The sequence below is a fragment of the Corynebacterium sp. 401_CJEI genome (assembly GCF_001076435.1).
GTDB lineage: Bacteria > Actinomycetota > Actinomycetes > Mycobacteriales > Mycobacteriaceae > Corynebacterium > Corynebacterium jeikeium_D.
Genome location: NZ_JVIP01000018.1, coordinates 161530 through 184717 on the forward strand (window position 1 = coordinate 161530; position 23188 = coordinate 184717).

The window sequence follows — 23188 nt, forward strand, 5'->3', positions numbered from 1 at the left end:
AGGGGGAGCGGAATTTGGGGTCTCTGCCGGGCTGGGTAAGCTAAACGCCGTGACTGAAGCACAGCCCGTCGCAGAAATTTCGCACAATAATTCCTCCAGCAAGCAGCTCCGCATCGTAGTCCTGGCCTCTGGCCTGGGCTCCCTTTTGCAGTCGATGCTGGAACTGCTGGACGCTGAAAAGGTTCAGATTGTCGCGGTTGGTTCGGACAAGGATTGTCCGGCGCTGGAGAGGGCTCAAAACCTCAATATCCCAACTTTTCGGGTGCCTTTCGATGCTGAGGCAAAGAAGGACCGAGAAGGTTGGGATATTCGTGTTTTAGAGGCCGTGAACAGTTTTTCGCCGGATATCGTTGTCTCGGCGGGTTTCATGCGCATTCTGGGGCCATCATTTGTGGAGGCCTACAGCAATCGCATCATTAATACGCACCCAGCGCTGCTGCCGTCCTTCCCAGGGGCGCGTGCGGTACCGGATGCACTTGACTACGGGGTGAAGGTCACCGGCACGACCGTGCATATCGTTGATAATGGAGTGGACACCGGGCCGATTCTGGCGCAACAGCCAGTGGCCGTCGAGGACGACGACACGGTGGAGACCCTGCACGAACGAATCAAGGTTGTCGAACGCCGACTCCTGGTTGATGTATTGCACTCGATTGCCGATCACGGAATTGAGCGTGACGGACGAAAGGCTTATCTGAAATGACCAACGACAACACGCAGCGTAAACCGATCAAGCGCGCTCTGATTAGCGTCTACGACAAGACTGGGCTCGAGGAGCTGGCTCGCGACCTGCACGAGGCTGGCGTGGAAATCGTTTCCACCGGTTCCACGGCTGGCAAGATTGCTGCAGCTGGCGTGCCTGTGACCCCGGTTGAGGATCTCACTGGTTTCCCGGAGTGCCTCGAGGGCCGCGTGAAGACGCTGCACCCGCGTGTTCACGCCGGCATTCTGGCTGATACCCGCAAGGAAGACCACCTGGCTCAGCTGAAGGAGCTCGGTGTGGAGGCTTTCCAGCTCGTTGTCGTTAACCTGTACCCGTTCCGGGAGACCGTTGCCTCGGGCGCTTCCTACGACGAATGCGTGGAGCAGATCGACATTGGAGGCCCGTCGATGGTTCGCGCTGCGGCGAAGAACCACCCGTCGGTTGCCATCGTCGTCGACCCGGCTCGTTACGGCGATGTCGCTACCGCCGTGAAGGAAGGCGGCTTCACCCTCGAGCAGCGCCGTGAGTTCGCTCGCGACGCATTCCTGCACACCGCTGATTACGACGCAGCTGTGTCCAACTGGTTTGTTGAGCAGCTCGGTGGCGCTGAGGGATCCACTCCGACTCCGCTGCGCTACGGCGAGAACTCTCACCAGTCGGCAACTCTGACCCGCATTGGTACCAAGGGGCTGGCAAACGCCAAGCAGCTGAACGGCAAGGAGATGTCGTACAACAACTACCAGGATGCCGACGCCGCATGGCGTGCCGCCTGGGATCACGAGCGCCCGTGTGTGGCAATCATCAAGCACGCTAACCCGTGCGGCATCGCAGTCTCGGATGAGTCCATCGCCGCAGCTCACCGCGCAGCTCACTCATGTGACCCGATGTCCGCATTCGGCGGTGTCATTGCCGTCAACCGCGAGGTCTCCGTTGAGATGGCCGAACAGGTCAAGGACATCTTCACCGAGGTCATCGTCGCTCCGTCCTACGAAGACGGTGCCGTTGAGGTGCTGAAGGCCAAGAAGAATCTGCGTATTCTCGTCGCCGAGTACGAAGCACCGACAACCGAGAACAAGTTTATCTCGGGTGGTCTGCTCACCCAGGATCCGGATACTTACCAGGCAGAGGGTGATAAGCCGGAGAACTGGGAGCTGGCCACCGGCGAGGCATTGAATGCTGAAGAGCTGGCTGAGCTCGAGTTTGCATGGCGCTCCGTCCGCGCTGTGAAGTCCAACGCCATCCTGCTGTCCAAGAACAACGCCACCGTCGGCGTCGGCATGGGCCAGGTCAACCGCGTGGACTCCGCAAAGCTCGCCGTTGAGCGCGCAAATACGCTTGCCGACGGAGAAAACCGTACTCAGGGGGCCTACGCTGCGTCCGATGCCTTCTTCCCGTTCGCTGACGGTCTGCAGGTCCTGATTGATGCCGGTGTGAAGGCAGTTGTCCAGCCAGGTGGTTCCATCCGTGACGAAGAGGTCATAGCTGCTGCCAAGGAAGCTGGCGTCACCATGTACATGACAGGTACTCGTCACTTCTTCCACTAATTCCTTACTGGATTAGGGGCTAACCGCCGCGGTGCTAACTGTCACCTCGGCGGTTTTTCTCTACCCGGACGTGTGGGGACCTGTGGGCGAGGATGTGTGTCTGTTGTCGAGCCGTGGTCTATGTGAACACACGCTGAGGGCAGGCGCTGGTGATAATTATGCAGACGAAATGGCTCCAATGCGTTTAACATAAGGGCTTATGTCACGTAGAACCGAAGCGCGACGGCGTCGAGAAGCAGAGATTCTCTCCGCTGCTGCTGCGATCCTGGCCGACCGAGGGTTTCATCAGACTCGGTTGGAGGATGTTGGCTCCGCTGTCGGCATTTCTGGCCCAGCTCTTTACCGTTACTTCAGCGGCAAGGAAGAGCTGTTGGCGCAGATCCTCATCGATATTTCTATCCGACTTGTCGATGGTGCGCGAGCAGTTCTCGATCGAGCAAAGAGCAATGATTGGGAGCCAGAGGAGACTCTTCGGGGCCTCCTTGCGCATCACGTGCATTTTGCAGTCACGGAGCCCGATCGCATTCGTGTCCAAGAGCGCGAAGGGGGAAATCTGGCGCCAGAGCAGAGCGCAAAAGTGCGTTCCTTGCAGCGTCTTTACATGGTCTTATGGGTGGACGCTCTGCGTGAACTACAGCCCGAACTCACCTCCGACGAGGCGCAGCTTAAAGTCCAGCTCACCGCTGGGTTGATTAACTCTTCCAGGCATGTGCTCAAATGGGCGGGCCCCGAGGCGACAAGGGAAAATGCCTTTGAGATGGCCCTCGCTGCGCTGGGCATTAACAACCAATAATCCGTATTCATTCTTCTGCCGTCTGGCCTCACTGTGCTCAGCAGTGTGAGGTCAGGCGGCTTTGTTGTGCGGTGCAGGGCGCTCACATTCAGTTGAATTCACCCCCGAAACAGATTTCTAGGGGAAACATAAATCTCTATTGGAAACATGTTGCGACCTCGGGGAGAGGTGTGTATTTCAAGCTGCATAAAAGACTTCCGGGGGTGAAAGTGTGGTCTAAGAAACAAAATTTGTTGTGAGGTGACTGGGGTCACATTAATCTTTTCGTCAAGAAAGTTAATAGTCATTAACGGAAAGTATTTCGCCCATGACTCACGCTCCAGCATTGACCAACCGACAGCGCCACGAAGAGCTCGTCGCAGAGCTCAAAGAGCTGCTTAGCACAACAGCACGCGGTGGTTCCGAACGTGCCCGTGCTCGCCATATTTCCCGCGGTAAGCTGCTGCCACGTCAGCGCATCAACCAACTGCTTGACCCCGGCAGCCCTTTCCTTGAGGTCGCACCGCTAGCGGCCCACGAAATGTATGGCGGCAAGGTTCCGGCTGCTGGCGTCATCGCCGGCATTGGCATCATCGAAGGTCGTCGCTGCCTGGTTGTAGCCAATGACGCAACCGTTTCCGGCGGAACGTACTACCCGTTGACTGTCAAGAAGCACCTGCGCGCACAGGAGATTGCCAGCCTTAACCACTTGCCGTGCATTTACCTGGTCGACTCCGGCGGGGCCATGCTTCTCAACCAGGATGAAGTTTTCCCTGATCGCGATCATTTCGGTCGCATTTTCTACAACCAGGCCAACCTTTCCGCTCGCGGGATTCCGCAGATTGCCGCCGTGATGGGATCCTGTACCGCCGGTGGCGCCTATGTGCCGGCGATGAGCGATGAAGCGGTCATTGTGAAAAACCAGGGCACCATCTTCCTGGCAGGCCCGCCACTGGTTAAGGCTGCAACTGGTGAAGATGTCACACCAGAGGAACTCGGTGGCGGCGAACTGCACTCCAAGACCTCCGGCGTTACTGACCACCTCGCGGTTAACGATGCCGACGCACTGCGTCGTGTCCGCGATATCGTCGCAACGCTCCCCAAGGACCCGGAAGTTCCGTGGGACACAGAATCCACCGTCTCGCCGACTCGCAACCAGACCGATCTTTACGATGTCGTCCCCGTCGATGCCAAAGTGCCTTACGACGTTCACGAGGTTATTGAAATTATTGTGGATGGAGGTCAATACCAGGAGTTTAAGGCCGAATTTGGTACGACCCTGGTCACTGCTTTCGCCCGCATCCACGGCCACCGCGTCGGCATTATCGCCAACAACGGCATTCTCTTCGCGGAATCTGCGCAGAAGGGCGCGCACTTCATCGAGCTGTGTGATCAGCGCGGCATCCCACTGGTATTCCTGCAGAACACCACGGGCTTCATGGTTGGTCGCGAATACGAGGCCGGCGGTATCGCAAAGCACGGCGCCAAGATGGTCAACGCCGTGGCTACCACCCGCGTGCCCAAGTTCACCGTAGTCATCGGTGGTGCCTTCGGCGCCGGCAACTACTCCATGTGCGGTCGCGCATATTCGCCGCGCTTCCTCTGGATGTGGCCGAATGCTCGCATTTCCGTCATGGGCGGTCCACAGGCGGCGATGACGCTGTCGACGGTTCGTCGCAACCAGATTGAACGCTCAGGTGAGAGCTGGTCGCAGGAAGAGCAGGAGGAGTTTGAAGCTCCGATCCGCGAGCAGTTTGAGCGCCAGTCGCACTGCTATTACTCATCGGCTCGCCTGTGGGATGACGGTGTCATCGATCCCGCAGATACCCGCCGAATTCTTGGCATGGCCCTCGATGTGGCAAGTGGCGCGCCCCTGGATGAACAGGGCTTCGGCGTCTTCCGCATGTAGTAACCAGCTAAAAACTCTCGACACCGCATTTTCTGGAAAGGAAACACAGGGCACATGACAGCGCACAACACGCAGCCCCACGCAGCTGGCGGCAGCCTGAGTACCGTATTGGTCGCAAACCGCGGGGAGATTGCCTGCCGCATTATTCGAACCCTTCGTGACAACGGAATTCGCTCCGTCGCGGTCTACTCGGATGCCGATGCCGACGCCCCTCACGTCCGCATGGCGGATATGGCCATCCACATTGGCCCATCTCCGGCACGTGAGTCCTACCTGGTTATCGACAAGATTATCGATGCCGCTCGCCGCTGCGACGCAGACGGAATCCACCCCGGTTACGGCTTTCTGTCTGAAAACGCAGACTTCGCGACCGCCTGTGAGGAAGCAGGTATTGAATTCATTGGCCCACCGGCCAGTGCCATCAACACCATGGGTGACAAAATCTCCGCCCGCGCTGCCGTCGAAGCCCGCGATGTTCCCACCGTGCCGGGTCTGTCTCGCCCCGGGCTTAGCGACGAGGACCTCATTGAGGCAGCCCCATCGATTGGCTTTCCGGTACTGATTAAGCCGTCGGCAGGCGGTGGCGGCAAGGGGATGCACCGCGTGGAAAACGCTGCTGACCTGCCGGCTGCGCTCGCGACGGCCCGTCGTGAAGCGGCGGGTGCCTTCGGCGATGACTCCCTGTTCATCGAGCACTTCGTCGACACCCCGCGGCATATCGAGGTGCAGATTCTCGCAGATAAACACGGCAATGTAATCCACTTGGGCGAGCGTGAGTGCTCGCTGCAGCGACGCCATCAGAAGGTCATCGAGGAAGCACCGAGCCCTCTGCTGGATGAGGAAACGCGCAGCGCAATTGGTGAAGCGGCCTGTGACGCGGCCCGCTCGGTCGGCTACGTCGGCGCGGGCACGGTGGAGTTCATTGTGCCGGCGAAGGACCCGTCGTCGTTCTTCTTCATGGAGATGAATACGCGCCTGCAGGTTGAGCACCCCGTGACTGAGCAGGTCACCGGCCTGGATCTGGTGGCGCTGCAGGTTGACATTGCCTCGGGACGCCCACTGCCGGTTGCTCAGGAAGATGTAACTCTCACCGGTCACTCGATTGAAGCTCGCGTGTATGCCGAAGACCCGGCGGCGGGATTCCTGCCCACCGGTGGCACGGTCACACGTGTCGTCGAGCCGAGCGGGGCGGGAATCCGGGTGGATTCCGGCATTGTCGACGGTTCCGAGGTCTCATCTCTCTATGACCCGATGTTGATGAAGATCATCTCCCATGGGGAAAACCGTGAGCAGGCGCTCGAGCGGTTGGACCGAGCGCTCGGAGACACCGTTGTCGCAGGTGTCGGAGTCAATATCGACTTTTGTCGCTACCTGCTGAACGTCCCCGAGGTTCGCGCCGGCGATCTTGATACCGGTCTGCTCGACCGCGTGGCGGAAGGCTTCGCCACCTCCGAAACACCGGACGATGTCTACCTCGCCGCTGCGATGGACTGGCTGACTTCCCGCTTTGAACAAGCCACCGACTCACCGTGGCTGACCCCGGATGGCTGGCGTGCCAGTGCGCCTGCCGCGCAGCGCATTCGCTTTGGGGCAGGGGAGGACTCGCGTCTGATCTCGATTGTGGGCACCCCGGCGAGTGCTGACGTCGTTGTCGGTGACGTAGTCGCAGGTCTGTCGGCCGAAGCGGAGAACGAAGATATCGACGTTCCAGAACCGCGAAATTACAAAGTTTCGGTCTTTCGCGACGGGGAACATCTGCGCATCGTCCGCGACGGAGTCGCACAGCACTTCCTGGTCGAGACCATCGACAATGCGGGGTCGGCGAACCACGAAGAGTACGTCGTCGCCGGTGCCCACGGCACCTGGGTATTGCCCCGCACCGAGGTAGTCACCACCGGTGCCGAAGCCGATGCAGGCGGCTCTGGCGTCATCCAAGCTCCGATGCCCGGCGCGATTATCGCGTTGGCGGTGGAGGAGGGAGCCCGCGTCGAAGCTGGTGAGGCTCTGTTGGTCATGGAGGCCATGAAGATGGAGCACACTCTCACTGCCGAAATTGCAGGTGAGGTTAGCTTCACCGTCGCGCCGGGCGATCAGGTCGCCGGTGACCAGCAGCTGGCCGTCATCACCGTGGCCGAAGCCGAAGAATAAAAGCCCACACAAAACGCACCAATCAGGTCCTACACCTACAAAATCTTTAAGGAGCACTCATCATGTCCGAAAGCACCAAGATTGCAACCGCCATCCTCGACGACGAATACGTGGAACTGCAGAAAGTAGTTCGCGAATTTGCCAACGAAGTTGTCGATCCGGTTTCCGCCGAGCACGACCGCAACCACACCTTCCCGTACGAGATTGTCTCGCAGATGGGAGAAATGGGCCTGTTCGGTCTGCCATTCCCTGAGGAAGTCGGTGGAATGGGCGGCGACTACCTGTCCTTCGGTATCGCTCTGGAGGAGCTGGCTAAGGTCGATCAGTCGGTCGCTATCACCCTGGAAGCGGGCGTTGGCCTAGGTGCCATGCCGATCTTCCACTTCGGCAATGACAAGCAGAAGGAGACCTACCTGCCCGAGCTGACTGCTGGTAAGAAGCTCGCCGGTTTTGGTCTCACCGAGCCGGATGCAGGTTCCGACGCCGGTGCCACCCGCACCAACGCCCGTGAAGACGGCGATGATTTCGTCATCAACGGTGCCAAGCAGTTCATCACCAACTCCGGCACGGATATTACTTCGCTGGTTACTGTCACCGCAGTCACCGGCCAGAAGGACGATGGAAAGAAGGAGATTTCTACCATCATCGTCCCGAGTGGCACGGAGGGCTTTGTCGCGGAACCGGCTTACGACAAGGTCGGTTGGAATGCCTCCGACACCCACCCACTGACCTTCACCGATGTCCGCGTCCCCCAGGAGAACCTGCTGGGCACCCGTGGACGCGGCTTCGCTAACTTCCTGTCCATCTTGGCGGAGGGCCGAGTCGCGATTGCAGCGCTTGCCACCGGTGCCGCCCAGGGCTGTGTCGATGAGTCGGTCCGTCACGCCAAGGAACGTCAGTCCATGGGCCGTGCAATTGGCGAGTATCAGGCTGTTTCCTTCAAGATCGCACGAATGGAAGCGCGTGCGCATGCCGCACGCATGGCGTGGTACGACGCAGCCGCAAAGATGGCCGCGGGCGCAGATTTCCGTCGTGAAGCGTACATCGCCAAGATGATCGCCTCCGAGGCAGCGATGGACAACGCGCGCGACGCGACACAGATTTTCGGTGGCTACGGATTCATGAACGAGTACCGCGTGGCACGTCACTACCGCGACTCCAAGATTCTGGAGATTGGCGAGGGCACCACCGAAGTTCAGCTCATGCTGATCGCACGTGGATTGGGGCTGTAAAAATGGCTGACAACAACGCAACCGAAGTCACCCACGACGTCGTCCAGCGCGGACTGTGGTTCGAAGAGTACGAGGTCGGCGCGCGCTACCTGCACCGTCCGGGGCGAACCGTCACTGAAACCGATGACGTCCTCTTCACGACGCTGACCATGAACACCCAGCCACTGCATCTGGATGCGCACTGGTCGAGCCAGCAGCCGGGATTCGGCGGCGAGCGTCTGGTCAACTCCATGTGGACGCTGTCGACGGTTGTCGGGCTGTCCGTCGGGCAGCTGACGCTCGGCACCATCGTCGCCAACCTCGGCTTCACCGAAGTGGCGTTTCCCGCACCGATGTTCCACGGCGACACCCTGTATGCAGAGACCGTCTGCCGTAACAAGCGTCGGTCCAAGTCTCGCCCCAACCAGGGCATTGTCGAGCTCGAGCACATCGGTCGCAATCAGGACGGCACGATCGTCTGCCGCGCCGTCCGGTCCACGCTCGTCCAATGCGCACCGACTTCGCTTGACGACGGCTCCGAGAACGCAGCTTCAGCGGGGAAGTGAGTGGCTCATGTCTACGCATAAATCCTGGCAGCCGCTGGGCCCTGCAATTCTGTTTGCGCCGGCAGACAGGCCGGAACGATTCGCTAAAGCTGCTGACCGTGCCGACATGGTGATTCTGGACCTGGAGGACGGCTGTCGCGCAGAAAACCGTGAGGCTGCCCGCGAGGATATCGCCTCCTGTGACCTCGACCCGGCCCGCACGATTGTGCGTGTCAATCCACCGGAGGTTGAGGACTACGCAGCGGATATTGACATGCTGCGTGGCACCGCTTTCCGCCAGGTGATGCTGCCCAAGGCTTCCTCGGCTCAGCAAGTGGATGAGTTGGTAGCGGCACTGGGGGAGAAGACCCAGGTCATTGCCCTTATTGAAACTCCGCTTGGGGTCATGCGCGCCGAAGAGCTGGCGCAGGCCGATGGTGTCGTTGCACTGTTCTGGGGCGCAGAGGACCTGGTGGCGGGATTGGCGGGAACGTCATCACGCTTTAGCGAAGCAGAGGCTGCACTCGCGCCGGGCCGTATCCATGCGGGTAGCTACCGCAGTGTGGCGGTACATACCCGCAGCCACGTTCACCTGGCTGCAGCGGCGCACGGTAAGGCCAGTCTGGATTCCATCTACGTCAATATCTCCGACGCAAATGGGCTAGCTGCGGAGGCCGCAGATGCCGCTGCGTTGGGATTTGCCGCCACCGTCTGTATCCACCCCGGTCAGGTCCCGACAATCCGCAAGGCTTACCGCCCCAGCGACGAGGAGATTGATTGGGCGCGTCGGCTCTTGGCGGAAGCGGAAAAGAACACCGGTGCCTTCAGCTTTGACGGCCAGATGGTGGATGCGCCGCTCTTCCGTCAAGCAGAAGCCATTGCTCGGCGAGCTGCTGTAACCGGTTAGTCCCACGGCCGGTAACGACCACTGATTTATCCCCCTAAAGAACACATTTTCCTCTCACACACTCCGCACTCTGCGGAGTCACTTAAACCAAGGAGATCTCCCCATGACCGCGACATTGAAGAACCACGCAGAACAGCGCACTGCTGATCCTTCGAAGCTGCCGGAGGGCTTCACCACTGTGCCGGCACCATACGGCAAGGATGTTGTCGATGCCGATGGCAACAAGATGAGCCACGTGTTCGGCGCCGGTGTCGAGCAAGGCGCCGCTCCACTTCGCGATGAGACCCTCGGTGAGAACCTGCGTGCGATTGTGGAGAAATTTCCTTCCCGCGACGCCGTCGTTGACGTCTACGCGGATGTCTCCTTTACCTTTGAGCGTTTCTATAACCGGGTTCTGCGCCTGGCCAGCGCTTTCATCCGGGAGGGCTACCGTCCAGGAGACCGCATCGGCATTTGGTCCACCAACCGCTGGGAGTGGACCGTGGTGCAGTACGCCTGCCACCACATCGGCCTGGTGCTGGTCAACATCAACCCGGCTTACCGCCAGCACGAACTGAACTACGTGCTGGAAAAGGCAGGTGTGCGTATGGTGTTTGCCGCTCGCCGCTACAAGGACTCCGATTACCGAACCATGCTGATTGAGGCCTCCAAGCAGCGCGGTGTGCGCTTGGACAAGGTCATTTACTTCGGTTCGTCCGAATGGTACGAGCACATGCACAGCGAAATCGACGACCTGAGCGAGTACACCTCCCAGCTGAAGCCGGATGATCCAATCAACATCCAGTTCACCTCGGGCACGACAGGCTTTCCCAAGGGCGCTACGCTAACGCACCGCAACCTGCTGAACAATGGATACTTCATCGGTGAGCTGTTGGGCTACACCGAGACCGACCGCATCTGTGTGCCGGTGCCGTTCTTCCACACCTTCGGCATGGTGATTGGCACCTTCGCCGCCTTCACCCACGGTGCCGCTATTGTCATCCCGGCCCCGTCGTTTAAGGCGCGTGAAACACTCAAGGCTGTGCACTCGGCCAAGGCCACCAGCCTCTACGGCGTGCCGACGATGTTCATCAATGAGCTTGAAGAAGCCCACGACCAGGAGGAATACGGCTCCCCTTACGACCTGTCGCTGCTGCGCACAGGTGTGATGGCAGGTACCTCGTGCCCGTCGAAGACCATGCGTGATGTGATGGACAAGCTCAATATGCGTGAGATTGCCATCTGTTACGGCATGACCGAGACTTCGCCGGTGTCCTTCCAGACCCGCGCGGATTCCCCGCTGGAAAAGCGCGTCAACACCGTCGGCCAGATCATGCCGCACTTGGAAGCCCGCATCATTTGTGAAGAAACGGGCGAGACGCTGCCGCGAGGTGAACAGGGCGAGGTTGTCGTTCGCGGTTACTCCGTTATGAAGGAGTACTGGGAGCACCCGGAAAAGACCGCCGAGGCCATCGACACCGACGGTTGGATGCACACCGGCGACTTGGGTGTACTTGACGACGAGGGCTACCTGTCCATCACCGGACGTATTAAGGACATGCTCATCCGCGGTGGTGAGAACATCTACCCGCGCGAGATTGAAGAGTTCCTGTTCACCCACCCGGCTGTTGTCGATGCACAGGTCATCGGCGTGCCGGATGACAAGTACGGCGAAGAGATCATGGCATGGGTAATTCTGCACGACGATGTGGAAGACCTCACCGCTGACGATGTGGCGGCCTTTGCCCACGGCAAGCTGTCGCGTCACAAGATTCCGCGCTACGTCCACGTCGTCGAGGAGTTCCCGATGACCGCGTCGGGCAAGGTTCGCAAGGTCGAGATGCGTGAGATGGCTCCGCGAATCCTGGGCTGGGTGTAGAACAATGTCAAAAACAACTGATCAGACCGGCCGCGAGCTTGTCGCAGGCCTCGTCACTGATGGAATGACCCTGGCAGTCGGCGGCTTTGGCTTGTGTGGTGTGCCATATACCCTCATCGAGGGCGTGCGCGACTCCGGGGCAAAAGACCTCACCATCGTGTCCAACAACATGGGCATTGACGGCACTGGGCTCGGCATTCTGCTGGAGAACAAGCAGGTGGCAAAGGTCGTGGCTTCCTATGTCGGCGAGAACAAGGAGTTTGCCCGCCAGTACCTCGAAGGAGAAATCGAGGTGGAGTTCACTCCTCAGGGAACGCTGGCAGAGCGACTTCGCGCAGGGGGCGCAGGTATTCCCGCGTTCTACACCGCAACCGGCGTCGGCACGCTCGTTGCGGAGGGCAAGCCCCACGCCGACTTCGACGGACAGACCTACGTGCAGGAGCGTGGCATCGTTGCCGACATCGGCCTGGTGCACGCCTACCACGGCGATATTGACGGCAACCTTGTCTATCGCCGGACCGCGCAGAACTTCAACCCGCTGTGCGCAGCATCCGGCAAGGTGACCGTTGCAGAGGTGGAGCACTTGCTTGGCCGCGGCGAGATCGACCCGGATCTGGTGATGACTCCGGGTGTGTATATCCAGCACATCGTTCGCGGTGACGGACGCGAGAAGCTCATTGAAAAGCGCACAACTCGGCCACGCAATACCGATTCCAGCCACGATGCCGGTGACGCGGCAGCAGGGGAGGAGATTTAAATGGCACCTGCGAAGACAATTATGGACAAGGGCTGGAGCCGTGACGAGATGGCACAGCAGGCCGCTGAAGAGCTGCGCGATGGCGACTATGTGAATCTGGGCATCGGCATTCCGACACTGGTGGCAAACCATATTCCCGAAGGTGTGCGCGTTCTGCTGCAGAGCGAAAACGGAATTCTGGGAATGGGTGCCTTCCCATATGAAGGTGAAGAGGATGCTGACCTCATCAATGCGGGGAAGCAGACCGTGACATTGGTGCCGGGCGCGGCAATCTTCGACTCCGCCACCAGCTTCGGCATGATTCGCGGCGGTGCCGTGAAAATGGCCGTGTTGGGTGTGATGGAGGTGAGCCAGTGCGGTGACCTGGCCAATTGGATGATTCCGGGAAAGATGGTCAAGGGCATGGGCGGTGCGATGGACTTGGTCGCTGGTACCCCTCGAGTGGTGGTTTTGACCGATCATGTTTCCAAAGATGGCAAACCAAAATTGGTAAAAGCCTGCGAACTGCCCCTCACAGGTGCAAAAGTAGTGAAAAGGATTATTAGCAACCTGGGAAGCTTCGATGTCGCTGATGATCACCTGGTGCTACGCAGGCTGGCACCTGGGGTGACGCTGGCAGATATCGAGGCCAACACCGAAGCCGCATACGTGGTTGACCTCGAGAATTAAATACGCAGCAATCATGGTCAGTCCACACTCATCAGTTTTGACTTAGGAGAATCCATCCATGAGTAACCTTCCAGCTCCCAGCCCGAATGATGTCGTTATCCTCGCTGGTGCCCGCACCCCGCAGGGCAAGCTGCTCGGCCAGCTGGCACCGCTGACTTCCGTCGAACTCGGCGCACATGCTGTCAAGCACGCTGTCCAGCGTTCCGGCGTTGCCCCGGAAGAGGTTCAGCACGTCGTTCTGGGCCAGGTGATTCTCGCAGGTGCTGGCCAGAACCCGGCTCGACAGGTCGCCATTAAAGCAGGTCTGCCATGGAATACGACCGCTGAGATCGTTAACAAGGTCTGCCTCTCGGGCCTAAACGCTGTCATTCACGCCGCTCGCTTGATTCGTCTCGGTGATGCAGACGTCGTCGTTGCAGGCGGTCAGGAGTCCATGACGCACGCTCCGCACGTTGCACGCGGTGTTCGTCAGGGCCAGTCCTTCGGTGCGCTGAAGCTGGAGGACACCTTGGAGCGCGACGGTCTGGTCGACTCCTTCGATGGTGTGTCCATGGGTACGCTTACCGACGGTCCGAACAGCGACCTCGGCATTAGCCGCGAGCAGCAGGACGAGGTTGCGGCCGCTTCTCACCAGCGTGCGGCTAAGGCGCAGGAAGACGGTATTTTCGCGCAGGAAATCGCTCCAATCGAGATTCCGCAGCGCAAGGGTGACCCGGTAGTTGTCGACACCGACCAGGGCATTCGCCCGGAGACCACGGTGGAGACCCTGGCTAAGCTGCGCCCGGTCTTCCTGAAGGAAAACGGCACCATCACTGCCGGTAACTCCTCGCCGATTTCCGACGGTGCCGCAGCAGTTGTGCTGGCATCGCGTGCTTACGCAGAAAAGCACGGCCTGGACTACCTCGCAGTTGTGGGCAAGGCTGGCCAGACCGCAGGTCCGGATAACTCCCTGCACGCTCAGCCTGCGGACTCTTTGAAGGAGGCCCTGCGTCGCGCTGAGTGGGACGCGCAGGAGCTCGACTTCATCGAGATCAACGAGGCATTTGGTGCGGTGGCCGTCAAGTCCCTGCGTGAGCTGGACTACCCGCTGGAGAAGACCAACATCCACGGTGGCGCGATTGCCCTCGGCCATCCGATTGGCTGCTCTGGTGCCCGCCTGACTCTGACCGCTGCGATGGAGCTGAACCGTCGCGGTTCGGGTCGCGCTGGTGTGTCCCTGTGCGGTGGCGGCGGTCAGGGCGATGCGCTGCTGCTGTACCGCGACTAATCGCCAAAGGCTGAAAACTCAGCAAGCCCGCGTTGTGGTTTCCACTCTATGGATGCCACAACGCGGGTTTTGTTGTCTCCTGGGGGAGCCCCTGCGCGAAGGTGATTCGAGTTTTCAATTAGGTTAGGAGCTATGACAGGCTTTAGCTCCCTCGATGGTGAACAGACCTTCCCTTGGCTTCCCTCTGGCCCGGCGCTACTCTTCGCCCCGGCTGACCGTCCGGAACGTTTCCAGAAAGCTGCTGAACGATCGGACATGGTCATCATTGACCTGGAAGACGGCGCTGCCGTTGACAATCACGAGCAGGCACGTGCGAACATCATCAACAATCCGCTCGACCCGGAGACGACTATTCTTCGGATCACCGGTCCCGGGACTCCGACCTTCGCGGAGGATGTCGCCTTTGCCCGTGCATGTGACTACGACATCGTCATGGTGCCCAAGATTCGAGACTCCATCCCCGCAGAGCTCGAAGGGTTGAAGATCATCGCGATGATTGAAACCCCGCAGGCCATGATTAATATCCAGCAGATTGCCATGCACCCGGACGTTGTGGGTCTGTTCTGGGGCGCCGAAGACCTGACCGCCGAACTCGGTGGCGTGTCCTCGCGCCAGAGTGTGGATGAAAACCCTCGTCGCCACTACCGCGATCCGCAGCGATTGGCTCGTGCACTCGTTCAGGTGCATGCAGCTGCGGCGGGTATTGCCGCCATTGATGCCGTTCATACTGACTTTCGCGATGAGCGCGGCCAGTACCTAGAGGCTCTCGATGCCGTGGGCTGTGGTTTCCTGGCTACGGCCTGCATCCACCCGGCGATGGTGCCGCCGGTGCGCAAGGCATATAAGCCGTCGGAAGCAACGCTCGCCCGCGCCCGGAAGATTGTCGATCACGCAGGTACGCACACTGGCGCCTTTCAGCTCGATGGCGAGATGATTGACGCGCCCGTCGTAAAGCAGGCGGTGGCAGCGCTCGCGCGTGCGGGAATTACGGAGTAACTAGCGGCGGGATTTCGCCAGGTTCTCGGTGACCTTCCGATCGATGCGGCCGAAGTTGTAGTACGCCGCACAAGCGCCTTCGGGGGAGACCATGCAGGTGCCGATGGGGGTCGCCGGGGTGCAGGCGGTGCCGAAGACCGCGCACTGCCAGGGCTTGATGTGGCCGGTGAGCACAGAGCCGCATTCGCAGGTCACGGGATCTGGGATACGGCGCCCCGGCACCTGGAAACGGCGCTCGGCGTCGAATGCCGCGTATTCCTCAGAGATGCCGAGGCCGGAGTTTTCAATCCAGCCGAGGCCACGCCACTCGAAGGTGTCGCGGAGGGAAAAGACGCGGTCCATAAGTTTCTGCGCGGTGGTGTTGCCGGAGGAGCGAACGACGCGCGCGTACTGGTTGTCCACCCGCGACTTACCGGCAGCAACGTCGCCGCTGACGAATTGATCCAGCAGCATGACGACGGCCTGGAGCACATCCAATGGCTCAAAACCGGTGACCGCCACTGGCAGATTAAACTCGCGCGGCAGGAACTCAAAGGCGTCCGTGCCGGTGGTTGTAGCCACGTGACCTGGGCCGATGAAACCATCGACCTTGGTTTCGCCGCCGTTGACGATGGCGCGCAGTGGCGGCTCGATGAGTACGTGGTTGGAAAATACGGAGAAGTTTTCCACTCCCTGCCGGCGCGCGGCCTCAATGGTCACGGCAGTCGACGGGGCGGTTGTCTCAAACCCAACGGCGAAGAAAACGACCTGCTTATCGGGGTTATCGGTGGCGATCTTCAGCGCGTCGAGAGGCGAGTAGACAAAGCGCACATCGGCGCCGCGCGCACGTGCCTGCATCAGCGACGTTTCGGACCCCGGCACGCGCATCATGTCGCCGAAGGTCGTGAAAATGACGTCTTCCTGCTGTGCCAGCCAAATGGCATCGTCGACGCGACCCATGGGGATGACGCAGACGGGGCAGCCGGGTCCGTGGATCAGCTCGATGTTTTCGGGTAGGAGGTTTTCCAAGCCGTAGCGGTAAATGGTGTGCGTGTGCCCGCCACAGACTTCCATCAGCGCGATGGGCTTCTCCAGCTTGGTGGCCTCGCGTTCAATGCGTGCGAGCAGCTTCTTCGCAGCGGCGGGATCGCGGAATTCGTCAACGTATTTCATGGTGCCGTCCAGCCCCTCAGTTGATCTGTGACGATGAGAAGGATTCCAGCTCATCCTCGTAAGTGTCGCCGCCTAGCTGTTTGATTTGCTGGAGCGAAAGTCTGGCTTCTTCCTCGTCGATCTTGCTCATGGCGAAACCGACATGTACGAGAACCCAGTCACCGGCGGTGAGGTTCTCGTCAACAAGTAAATCGGTGGAAATCATGCGTGCGACGCCACCAATTTCCACTGTTGCACGGGCAGCATCGTGGACTTCTGTGATGACGGCAGGGACACCAAGACACATACGCTTCTCCTCGTTTGCAATACTTATCGAGACTACCATCAGAGGCAGCGAACCTCGTTTTCGAAGGACGAGTGACGCAAGCAGTTTTGTCCGCCACCAGCTGTGAAGTTAGGGATAGTGAGCATGCAGCCGAAGAATCGTCTGAACACCAACGAAGCCAAGGTAAACACCAATATTGGTCGCGTTCGGGCACGTCCGTTCAGGCTTCTCGACGATTATGTCACCTTGCAACACGGCTCCGGTGGAAAGGCCTCCGCAGCTCTGGTTGAACAGGTCTTTTTCGACGCCTATGGCAATGAAATTTTAGGGCAGGGTGGCGACTCCGGGCTGTTCGCTGCCGATGCCGTCGTCGAGGCTGCGGCAGCTTCTGCACATGGTGGGGCGCGGTTGGCAATGTCCACCGACTCCTATGTGGTCAATCCCATCGAGTTCCCGGGCGGCGACATCGGGGATTTGGCCGTCAACGGCACGATTAACGATCTGGCGGTAGCTGGAGCCAGGCCCCTGGCGCTGACCGCATCGTTCATTCTGGAAGAGGGGCTGGAGATTGCGACTCTGCGCCGCATTGTGGCGAGTATGCGCGTCGCTGCCGATGCCGCAGGGGTGAGCATCGTCGCCGGCGACACCAAGGTTGTGCCGAAGGGCGCAGGTGACCAGGTCTACATCACCACGGCCGGGGTGGGCGTGGTCCGCGGCGACTACGCCGGTGCCGCTACGGCAGGATCTGTCTACGCAAACATCGAGGCCGGAGACCGCATCCTCGTCTCCGGTCCAATCGCCGATCACGGCATGGCCGTCATGCTCGCCCGCGGCGACTTGGCTCTGGCCGCGCCTATTGAGTCCGATACCCGCGCTGTCAACGGTCTGGTCGAAGCGCTACTTGAAGCTGCACCCGGCACTCGCTGGATGCGCGATGCCACCCGCGGCGGCCTCGGCACGGTCGCCAACGAGCTCGCCCGCGGCACCGGTCTTGGTGTCGTGCTTGACGACGAATCCATTGCAGTCCGTGACATGACCCGTGGCGCCTGTGACATGCTTGGCATCGATCCGCTCTACGTCGCCAATGAAGGTACCTTCGTCGCCGTTGTCCCCGCCGAGCAATCCGAGGCAGCGCTCAGTGCACTCCACGCAGCCGGGGCTTCCGAGGCTTGTGATATCGGCTCCATCGAGGACGAGCCCGCCGCTTCCGTGGTACTGGTCACCGGATTCGGTGGCACCCGCATGGTGGACATGTTGGTCGGCGACCCGCTGCCGCGCATCTGCTAGACATCCATGCCCGTTGCCGCCAGCAGGCGGCCGGCCACCGCCTGACCAAGACTCAATCCGCCATCGCCCGGCGGCACAATTTGATGCTGCAACAGAGTAATGCCCTCAGCTGCAACTTCGCGCCGCAGCAGCTCCATCAACAGCGCATTATTCGCGCAACCCCCGCTGATGCCGACAACATCGGTGCCGGCTTCCTCCGCAGCCTGCACCAATCGCTTGGCGACGACACCCGCGACCCCACCGTGAAATACAAATGCGGCCTGCTCAACGTCAGGCGATGCTACCGCCTCCCGAATGGCGTCCTGGAAGGGCACTGGCTTGGTCTCTGAACTGACCGCTTCAAGCGCTTCCGCATGTGACCTCACGTAGCGAGTCGCCGCTGCCTCCAACTCCATGGCCGCTTGCGCCTCGTAGCTGATGGCCCCGCCACCGCGCCAGCGAGGAAGCAGCAGAGCTGCGGCGGCATCGAATATGCGGCCGAGAGAAGACGTTTGCACTGTGCCAACTCCCGTCGCCAACTGGCTTTTAACCAGGGCTACTTCGCGCTCGTTGGAGAGATTGCGCAGGAGGTGGTCGTCGTCAAGCCCCCAAGCATGAGCGAGACCGAGGGCGAGCCGCCACGGGTGCGTGACGGCGCGATCTCCACCGACCAACGGGAAAGTGGGGCAGTGCCAGGTGCGTTCCCAGTTTGCGGAACTGCGACTGAGCGTGAGAACCTCGCCGCCCCAGATGGACCCATCGGTGCCATAGCCGGTGCCGTCGAGGGTGGCGACGACGGCGCGACCCGCATTGGGGGAGAGGAGACGGTGCTCCGCGAGTAGGGAGAGCGCGTGTGCGAAGTGGTGCTGAACTGCGAGGAGTTCGATGTCGTGCTCGGCGGCGAAGCGTTCGGCGAAGGTGGTAGTGGCGTAGCCCGGATGAAGATCGCAGACGACAATTTTCGGGGTCGCATCGCGCATGGAAAGGAGCTGGTCAACTGCTCTCTGGTAGGCCTTCTGGCTGGCCCACGAACCCATGTCGCCAATGTGCGCAGAGACGTGAGCGAGGTCCCCATGCGCGATAGCGAAAGTGTTCTTCAGCTCTCCGCCGGTCGCGAAAATGGTGGGTTGGGACGTGCTCCGGGCGCTGGTGCCAGGGCCAGGGCCAGGGCCAGTGTGGCTACGAGAATCGGTGGGCGTGATTGAAACGGGGACGGGAGCGAAGCCGCGGGACCGGCGCGATGGGGCGGTGCCGATGAAAACCGAATCTTCAACGGGTACGTGGATTTCGCGGTCGTGGAGGATGAAAGCGTCGGCGATGTGACCGAGCTTCTTCAGCGCGTCGGCATTGTCGGTACAGACGGGCTCGCCACTGAGGTTGCCGCTGGTGACCACGAGCGGGCGATCGCAAAGCAGCAGGTGAATGCCTGAGTACGGAAGCATAATCCCGAAGCTGTCGAGGCCCGGTGCGATGAGATTGGAAAGCGGCCCCGACCGCTGCTTCGGTGCAATCACAATCGGTGCCTCAGGGGAGTCGAGGAAACGCTTCTCCTGCTCAGTTAACTCAACCAGTTGGGCAGCAGTGTCAACAGTGGGGGCCATTACCGCCAACGGTTTGTCGGGTCGACGTTTGCGCATCCGTAGTTTCTCGCAGGCAGCGTCATTGGTGGCATCGCAGACCAGGTGAAAACCACCAATACCTTTGACGGCGAGCAGGGCGCCGTCGTCAAGCAGTGCGTGTGCGCGACGAAAGAGCGCGAGAACCTCCTCGCGGGAGGTGGCGGTGGTGGTGCCGCCTGCATCGTGCCAGCTCAGACGCGGGCCACAGTCGAAGCAGCTGATTGGCTGAGCGTGATAGCGGCGGTCGGTGGGGTCGGTGTACTCGCGCTCGCACGGGGTGCACATCGGAAAGGCCGCCATAGTGGTGCGCGGGCGGTCGTAGGGCAGTTCAGTGATGATGGACAGGCGCGGTCCGCAGTTGGTGCAGGAGATGAAAGGGTAGAGGTAGCGCGGGTTGGTAGGGTCGAAAAACTCACGGCGGCAGTCCGGGCACAGTGCAGTGTCGGGCGGAAGCAGTGCGCGGCCGGAGTAGCTGTGGCGAGAGGGCACGATGGTGAACTCGCGCTCATGGCCCAGTGTCGCGATGTGCTCGGCGGAGTGATTGATGATGCGGGCAAGCGCCGGCAGTTCGGTGAAAAGCTGGCTGCGGAAGGCAGCGAGGGCGTCCGACGTGCCTTCTACCTCGATGAATACGCCCTGCTCATCGTTGCCACAGAAGCCGACGAGACCCGCGCGCCGGGCGATGGTGGCGACAAAAGGGCGGAATCCGACCCCCTGGACGATACCTTCGATACGCCAGCGAATGCGTTGAATGCTCGTACCCATCCCCGCCCCGGTCGCGCCTGCCTTTTCCATGCATTCAACTTTACGTAAGCGGCTCGGGTCCGTTCGCACTGCTAGTTTGGAGATTGTGCACGAAGTAGCGTTGAGCATGCAGTTAGCGAAGGTTGTCACGAGAGCAGCCGAAGGTCGAACTGTACGCACTGTGCACCTGCGGATAGGCGCTCTACGGCAGGTTGTGCCAGAAACCCTTTCATACGCGTGGGATTTCGTCAGTCGCGATACCGGTTTGGGGGACGCGAAATTGGATATTGACTGGGTACCTGCGGTTGTCGAATGCGCGCACGGGCATCGCGAACAGGTGGGGCCACTCGACGGCCTGCTGTGCCCCACGTGTGGAAAGCCGGGACGCGTAATCTCGGGGGAAGAGTTCACAATCGTCGACATCGACGTCGACACGCACAAGTAGGAAAGACGGTTTTATCATGGGACGTTTCCACCGGCATGACGGCGATGACGCACACCACCATCACCACCATCATCATGACCACGACCATGACCACCATCACGGCCATGACCACGTTCATCTCGCCGATCCCGATGACACTAGCCACGGCGACCACTCGGGTTATGAAACCGGCGTGGAACGCGTGACCATCCTCGAGGACATCTTCAGCGAGAACGACCACCGCGCGGAGCATAATCGCGAGCTGCTTGCTGAGCATGGCGTGGAAGCCATCAACCTGATGAGCTCCCCGGGTTCAGGCAAGACTGCGCTGTTGGAGAAGACACTGGCGGCTGCGCAGGGAAAGCTGCGCGTCGGCATTATCGAGGGCGATATTGAGACGGCTCTCGATGCCGACCGCCTGGAGGGTTATGGGGCACAGATTTCGCTGCTGAACACGGGCAACGGATTCGGTGGTGAATGCCACTTGGACGCCCCGATGGTCTCCCGCGCGCTCGAGGGGCTGGATCTGTCCACGCTTGACCTGGTCATGATTGAAAATGTGGGAAACCTTGTCTGTCCGGCTGAGTTTGAGGTCGGTGAGACTCGCAAGGCAATGGTCTACTCCATCACCGAGGGGGAGGATAAGCCGGTCAAGTACCCGGTGATGTTCCGCTCTGTACAGGTGGTGGTTATCAACAAGATGGACCTTGCCCCGTACCTTGACTTCGACATGGAGCTCTTCCGCGCCAACCTGGAAAAGGTCAATCCAGGCGTGAAGGTGATTGAGGTCTCCGCTAAGACCGGGGAGGGCATCGACGAATGGCTCCGTTGGGTCAACCCTGCGCTGGTTGATTAAGCGCGCGCCGGGGGCCGTCGTGAAGCAATGGGGGCGTCACAGCATGCTTGACGACGGCCCCGTTACCCCCCCCTCGCTTCGCTCCACCTTAGTGGGGGATAGGTGATATCCCGCTGTAATCTGCGGCGGTTTTTCACGTTCACTACCTGTACCTGGAGCTATATTTACGCAACATTTATCTTGCATATTATTTTGTTATAACCGCAGCGCAGCACCATTATTCAGGTTGTTCTTAGGTCGCTATACTTGGCCATGTATAGGCAATGGGCCTTGGTAGTTGTAAAACCTCGAAACCAATATTCCTAATAACTAAGCAGAAGGCGCAGCGAAAAAATGATTAGTGGCGCGAATTGGCAGGAAGGGACCCTCGGCGAAAACCTCGCTAGAGCTGGTGTCTCACGGCGCAGTTTCATGAAGTTTTGTGGCACTATGGCGGCAATTTTTGCCGCCGGAACTCCGAATGTCGGTGAGGCTGCGGCGCAGTCACTGACTCCCTCGGCGGAGGAAATCGCAGATAAGCTCTCGGCTGTAAAGAAGCCGAAGGTGGCTTGGCTGCAGTTGCAGGAATGTACCGGATGTATGGAATCCGTATTGCGTTCCGGAGGCACCACTGCTGAAGATGTGGTGCTGAACCTGGTTTCGATGGACTACAACGAGCTGCTCATGGCACCGTCCGGGCATGCGGCTGAAAAGGCTTTGGACGACATGAATGCCGAGGATCACATTCTGGTGGTCAATGGCTCGATTCCGACCGGCGAGAACGGTGCGTACTGCACCATTGGCGGTAAGTCGGCAGAACAGGTGCTGCTCGAGGCTGCTGAGAAGGCCACGGCAATCCTGGCCGTTGGTGCCTGCGCAGTCTGGGGTTCTGTCCAGGCTGCTAAGCCGAATCCGACCGGTGCCAAGGGTGTCGATGAGATTATCAAGGACAAGCCGGTGATTAACGTCTCTGGTTGTCCGCCGATTGGTGAGGTGATTACGGCCACCCTGACGTACGTACTCACTTATGGCAAGACACCGGAGGTCGACGCTGAGGGGCGGCCAAAGTTTGCCTATGACCAGCGTATTCACGACTCCTGCCCGCGTCGCGCGCATTACGATGCCGGTCAGTTCGTGAAAACCTTCGACGACGAAGGCGCACGAAACGGCTGGTGCCTTTACGAGGTCGGCTGTAAGGGGCCATCCACGTTTAGCCCATGCCCAATCGTGCAGTGGAACCTTAAGTCCGGTTGGCCAATTGGTGCTGGTCACCCATGTATTGGCTGTACTGAGAAGGACTTCTTCGACCAGTTCACTCCGTTCTACGACAAGCTGCCGGGAATCCCGGGTATTGGAGTGGAGTCCAGCGTGAACACGGTCGGCGTTGGACTGCTGGCTGCCACTGCCGCAGGTGCCGCGGTCCATGGCGGACTCACACTGGTGAAGGAACTGAAGATAAGGCGCTCCAACGGCGAAGAAAAGGTGTTGGCTGCGTTTGGTGGTGTGGAAGGCCGGAAGCCACCGATGGTCGACCTTCCTTCAAACGCACCAGGCACGCAGAGCGAGACAGCATCCGATTCGAAGGACAACTAAGGGG

General features: G+C 60.0%; 20 protein-coding genes. 17 read left to right on the forward strand and 3 right to left on the reverse strand.

The features are described from left to right. The first annotated feature begins 49 nt into the window (after nt 1–49). The 13 genes from purN to ADM64_RS04690 all read left to right on the forward strand — a co-directional run bounded on the left by purN (nt 50) and on the right by ADM64_RS04690 (nt 15286). Nucleotides 50–703 (forward strand): phosphoribosylglycinamide formyltransferase, encoded by a 654-nt coding sequence (gene purN, locus ADM64_RS04630; protein WP_016422166.1) that lies wholly within the window; start codon nt 50–52, stop codon nt 701–703. Then, nucleotides 700–2247 carry a bifunctional phosphoribosylaminoimidazolecarboxamide formyltransferase/IMP cyclohydrolase gene (gene purH / locus ADM64_RS04635; RefSeq protein ID WP_049172751.1) on the forward strand — a complete coding sequence of 516 codons (1548 nt, stop codon included), beginning with the start codon at nt 700–702 and terminating at the stop codon, nt 2245–2247. The genes purN and purH overlap by 4 nt, the downstream gene beginning before the upstream one ends. Nucleotides 2248–2446: 199 nt before the next feature. Next, nucleotides 2447–3040 (forward strand): TetR/AcrR family transcriptional regulator, encoded by a 594-nt coding sequence (locus ADM64_RS04640; protein ID WP_016422168.1) that lies wholly within the window; start codon nt 2447–2449, stop codon nt 3038–3040. Between the two features lie 307 nt (nt 3041–3347). After that, nucleotides 3348–4928 (forward strand): carboxyl transferase domain-containing protein, encoded by a 1581-nt coding sequence (locus ADM64_RS04645; protein WP_049172754.1) that lies wholly within the window; start codon nt 3348–3350, stop codon nt 4926–4928. A gap of 54 nt (nt 4929–4982) precedes the next feature. Beyond that, nucleotides 4983–7076: an acetyl-CoA carboxylase biotin carboxylase subunit gene (locus tag ADM64_RS04650; RefSeq protein WP_049172756.1), complete on the forward strand. Its 2094-nt coding sequence runs from the start codon at nt 4983–4985 to the stop codon at nt 7074–7076. A 62-nt stretch (nt 7077–7138) separates the two neighbouring features. Next, nucleotides 7139–8308: an acyl-CoA dehydrogenase family protein gene (locus ADM64_RS04655; protein WP_049193284.1), complete on the forward strand. Its 1170-nt coding sequence runs from the start codon at nt 7139–7141 to the stop codon at nt 8306–8308. A 2-nt stretch (nt 8309–8310) separates the two neighbouring features. Then, the gene (locus ADM64_RS04660) at nt 8311–8853 is read left to right on the forward strand and encodes a MaoC family dehydratase (protein WP_049172760.1); all 543 of its coding nucleotides are present in this window, start codon (nt 8311–8313) and stop codon (nt 8851–8853) included. Between the two features lie 7 nt (nt 8854–8860). After that, the gene (locus tag ADM64_RS04665; RefSeq protein WP_049172762.1) at nt 8861–9739 is read left to right on the forward strand and encodes an HpcH/HpaI aldolase/citrate lyase family protein; all 879 of its coding nucleotides are present in this window, start codon (nt 8861–8863) and stop codon (nt 9737–9739) included. A gap of 103 nt (nt 9740–9842) precedes the next feature. Next, a complete protein-coding gene (locus ADM64_RS04670) occupies nt 9843–11597 on the forward strand; it encodes an AMP-binding protein (RefSeq protein ID WP_049193285.1) in 1755 nt (584 codons plus the stop codon). Nucleotides 11598–11601: 4 nt separating this feature from the next. Continuing rightward, nucleotides 11602–12354 carry a CoA transferase subunit A gene (locus ADM64_RS04675; protein ID WP_049193287.1) on the forward strand — a complete coding sequence of 251 codons (753 nt, stop codon included), beginning with the start codon at nt 11602–11604 and terminating at the stop codon, nt 12352–12354. Then, entirely contained in the window at nt 12355–13023 is a 669-nt protein-coding gene (locus ADM64_RS04680; RefSeq protein ID WP_049193288.1) for a CoA transferase subunit B, read from the forward strand. A gap of 58 nt (nt 13024–13081) precedes the next feature. Then, nucleotides 13082–14290 carry an acetyl-CoA C-acetyltransferase gene (locus ADM64_RS04685; protein WP_049172766.1) on the forward strand — a complete coding sequence of 403 codons (1209 nt, stop codon included), beginning with the start codon at nt 13082–13084 and terminating at the stop codon, nt 14288–14290. Nucleotides 14291–14422: 132 nt separating this feature from the next. After that, entirely contained in the window at nt 14423–15286 is an 864-nt protein-coding gene (locus tag ADM64_RS04690; protein WP_049172768.1) for an HpcH/HpaI aldolase/citrate lyase family protein, read from the forward strand. Here ADM64_RS04690 and hypD read toward each other — a convergent pair whose 3' ends face one another. After that, nucleotides 15287–16438, reverse strand: coding sequence for a hydrogenase formation protein HypD (hypD, locus tag ADM64_RS04695; RefSeq protein WP_049193290.1), 1152 nt, complete (start codon nt 16436–16438; stop codon nt 15287–15289). It lies immediately after the preceding gene. Between the two features lie 16 nt (nt 16439–16454). Next, entirely contained in the window at nt 16455–16724 is a 270-nt protein-coding gene (locus ADM64_RS04700) for a HypC/HybG/HupF family hydrogenase formation chaperone (RefSeq protein WP_049172773.1), read from the reverse strand. A 123-nt stretch (nt 16725–16847) separates the two neighbouring features. Between ADM64_RS04700 and hypE the strand changes: the two genes are divergently transcribed. After that, nucleotides 16848–17990 (forward strand): hydrogenase expression/formation protein HypE, encoded by a 1143-nt coding sequence (gene hypE / locus ADM64_RS04705; protein WP_049193292.1) that lies wholly within the window; start codon nt 16848–16850, stop codon nt 17988–17990. Here hypE and hypF read toward each other — a convergent pair. Next, the gene (gene hypF, locus ADM64_RS04710) at nt 17987–20383 is read right to left on the reverse strand and encodes a carbamoyltransferase HypF (protein WP_049193293.1); all 2397 of its coding nucleotides are present in this window, start codon (nt 20381–20383) and stop codon (nt 17987–17989) included. The genes hypE and hypF overlap by 4 nt on opposite strands. A gap of 76 nt (nt 20384–20459) precedes the next feature. Here hypF and ADM64_RS04715 point away from each other — a divergent pair, with 76 nt between their 5' ends. From ADM64_RS04715 to ADM64_RS04725, 3 genes are all read left to right on the forward strand, one after another. Then, nucleotides 20460–20777 carry a hydrogenase maturation nickel metallochaperone HypA gene (locus ADM64_RS04715; RefSeq protein WP_081636710.1) on the forward strand — a complete coding sequence of 106 codons (318 nt, stop codon included), beginning with the start codon at nt 20460–20462 and terminating at the stop codon, nt 20775–20777. Nucleotides 20778–20793: 16 nt separating this feature from the next. Continuing rightward, nucleotides 20794–21612 (forward strand): hydrogenase nickel incorporation protein HypB, encoded by an 819-nt coding sequence (gene hypB, locus ADM64_RS04720; RefSeq protein WP_049193294.1) that lies wholly within the window; start codon nt 20794–20796, stop codon nt 21610–21612. Nucleotides 21613–21945: 333 nt separating this feature from the next. Further along, nucleotides 21946–23184: a hydrogenase small subunit gene (locus ADM64_RS04725; protein WP_016422185.1), complete on the forward strand. Its 1239-nt coding sequence runs from the start codon at nt 21946–21948 to the stop codon at nt 23182–23184. Nucleotides 23185–23188 lie beyond the last annotated feature (4 nt).

What these genes read in the sequence shown, in the direction of transcription:
- hypB (WP_049193294.1), top strand. Translation starts at nt 20,794, where the DNA reads ATGGGACGTTTCCACCGGCATGACGGCGATGACGCACACCACCATCAC.
- ADM64_RS04690 (WP_049172768.1), top strand. Translation starts at nt 14,423, where the DNA reads ATGACAGGCTTTAGCTCCCTCGATGGTGAACAGACCTTCCCTTGGCTT.
- ADM64_RS04640 (WP_016422168.1), top strand. Translation starts at nt 2,447, where the DNA reads ATGTCACGTAGAACCGAAGCGCGACGGCGTCGAGAAGCAGAGATTCTC.
- hypF (WP_049193293.1), bottom strand. Translation starts at nt 20,383, where the DNA reads ATGGAAAAGGCAGGCGCGACCGGGGCGGGGATGGGTACGAGCATTCAA.
- ADM64_RS04725 (WP_016422185.1), top strand. Translation starts at nt 21,946, where the DNA reads ATGATTAGTGGCGCGAATTGGCAGGAAGGGACCCTCGGCGAAAACCTC.
- ADM64_RS04665 (WP_049172762.1), top strand. Translation starts at nt 8,861, where the DNA reads ATGTCTACGCATAAATCCTGGCAGCCGCTGGGCCCTGCAATTCTGTTT.
- ADM64_RS04670 (WP_049193285.1), top strand. Translation starts at nt 9,843, where the DNA reads ATGACCGCGACATTGAAGAACCACGCAGAACAGCGCACTGCTGATCCT.
- hypE (WP_049193292.1), top strand. Translation starts at nt 16,848, where the DNA reads ATGCAGCCGAAGAATCGTCTGAACACCAACGAAGCCAAGGTAAACACC.
- ADM64_RS04660 (WP_049172760.1), top strand. Translation starts at nt 8,311, where the DNA reads ATGGCTGACAACAACGCAACCGAAGTCACCCACGACGTCGTCCAGCGC.
- ADM64_RS04645 (WP_049172754.1), top strand. Translation starts at nt 3,348, where the DNA reads ATGACTCACGCTCCAGCATTGACCAACCGACAGCGCCACGAAGAGCTC.
- ADM64_RS04715 (WP_081636710.1), top strand. Translation starts at nt 20,460, where the DNA reads ATGCAGTTAGCGAAGGTTGTCACGAGAGCAGCCGAAGGTCGAACTGTA.
- ADM64_RS04675 (WP_049193287.1), top strand. Translation starts at nt 11,602, where the DNA reads ATGTCAAAAACAACTGATCAGACCGGCCGCGAGCTTGTCGCAGGCCTC.
- ADM64_RS04680 (WP_049193288.1), top strand. Translation starts at nt 12,355, where the DNA reads ATGGCACCTGCGAAGACAATTATGGACAAGGGCTGGAGCCGTGACGAG.
- hypD (WP_049193290.1), bottom strand. Translation starts at nt 16,438, where the DNA reads ATGAAATACGTTGACGAATTCCGCGATCCCGCCGCTGCGAAGAAGCTG.
- ADM64_RS04700 (WP_049172773.1), bottom strand. Translation starts at nt 16,724, where the DNA reads ATGTGTCTTGGTGTCCCTGCCGTCATCACAGAAGTCCACGATGCTGCC.
- purH (WP_049172751.1), top strand. Translation starts at nt 700, where the DNA reads ATGACCAACGACAACACGCAGCGTAAACCGATCAAGCGCGCTCTGATT.
- ADM64_RS04655 (WP_049193284.1), top strand. Translation starts at nt 7,139, where the DNA reads ATGTCCGAAAGCACCAAGATTGCAACCGCCATCCTCGACGACGAATAC.
- ADM64_RS04685 (WP_049172766.1), top strand. Translation starts at nt 13,082, where the DNA reads ATGAGTAACCTTCCAGCTCCCAGCCCGAATGATGTCGTTATCCTCGCT.
- ADM64_RS04650 (WP_049172756.1), top strand. Translation starts at nt 4,983, where the DNA reads ATGACAGCGCACAACACGCAGCCCCACGCAGCTGGCGGCAGCCTGAGT.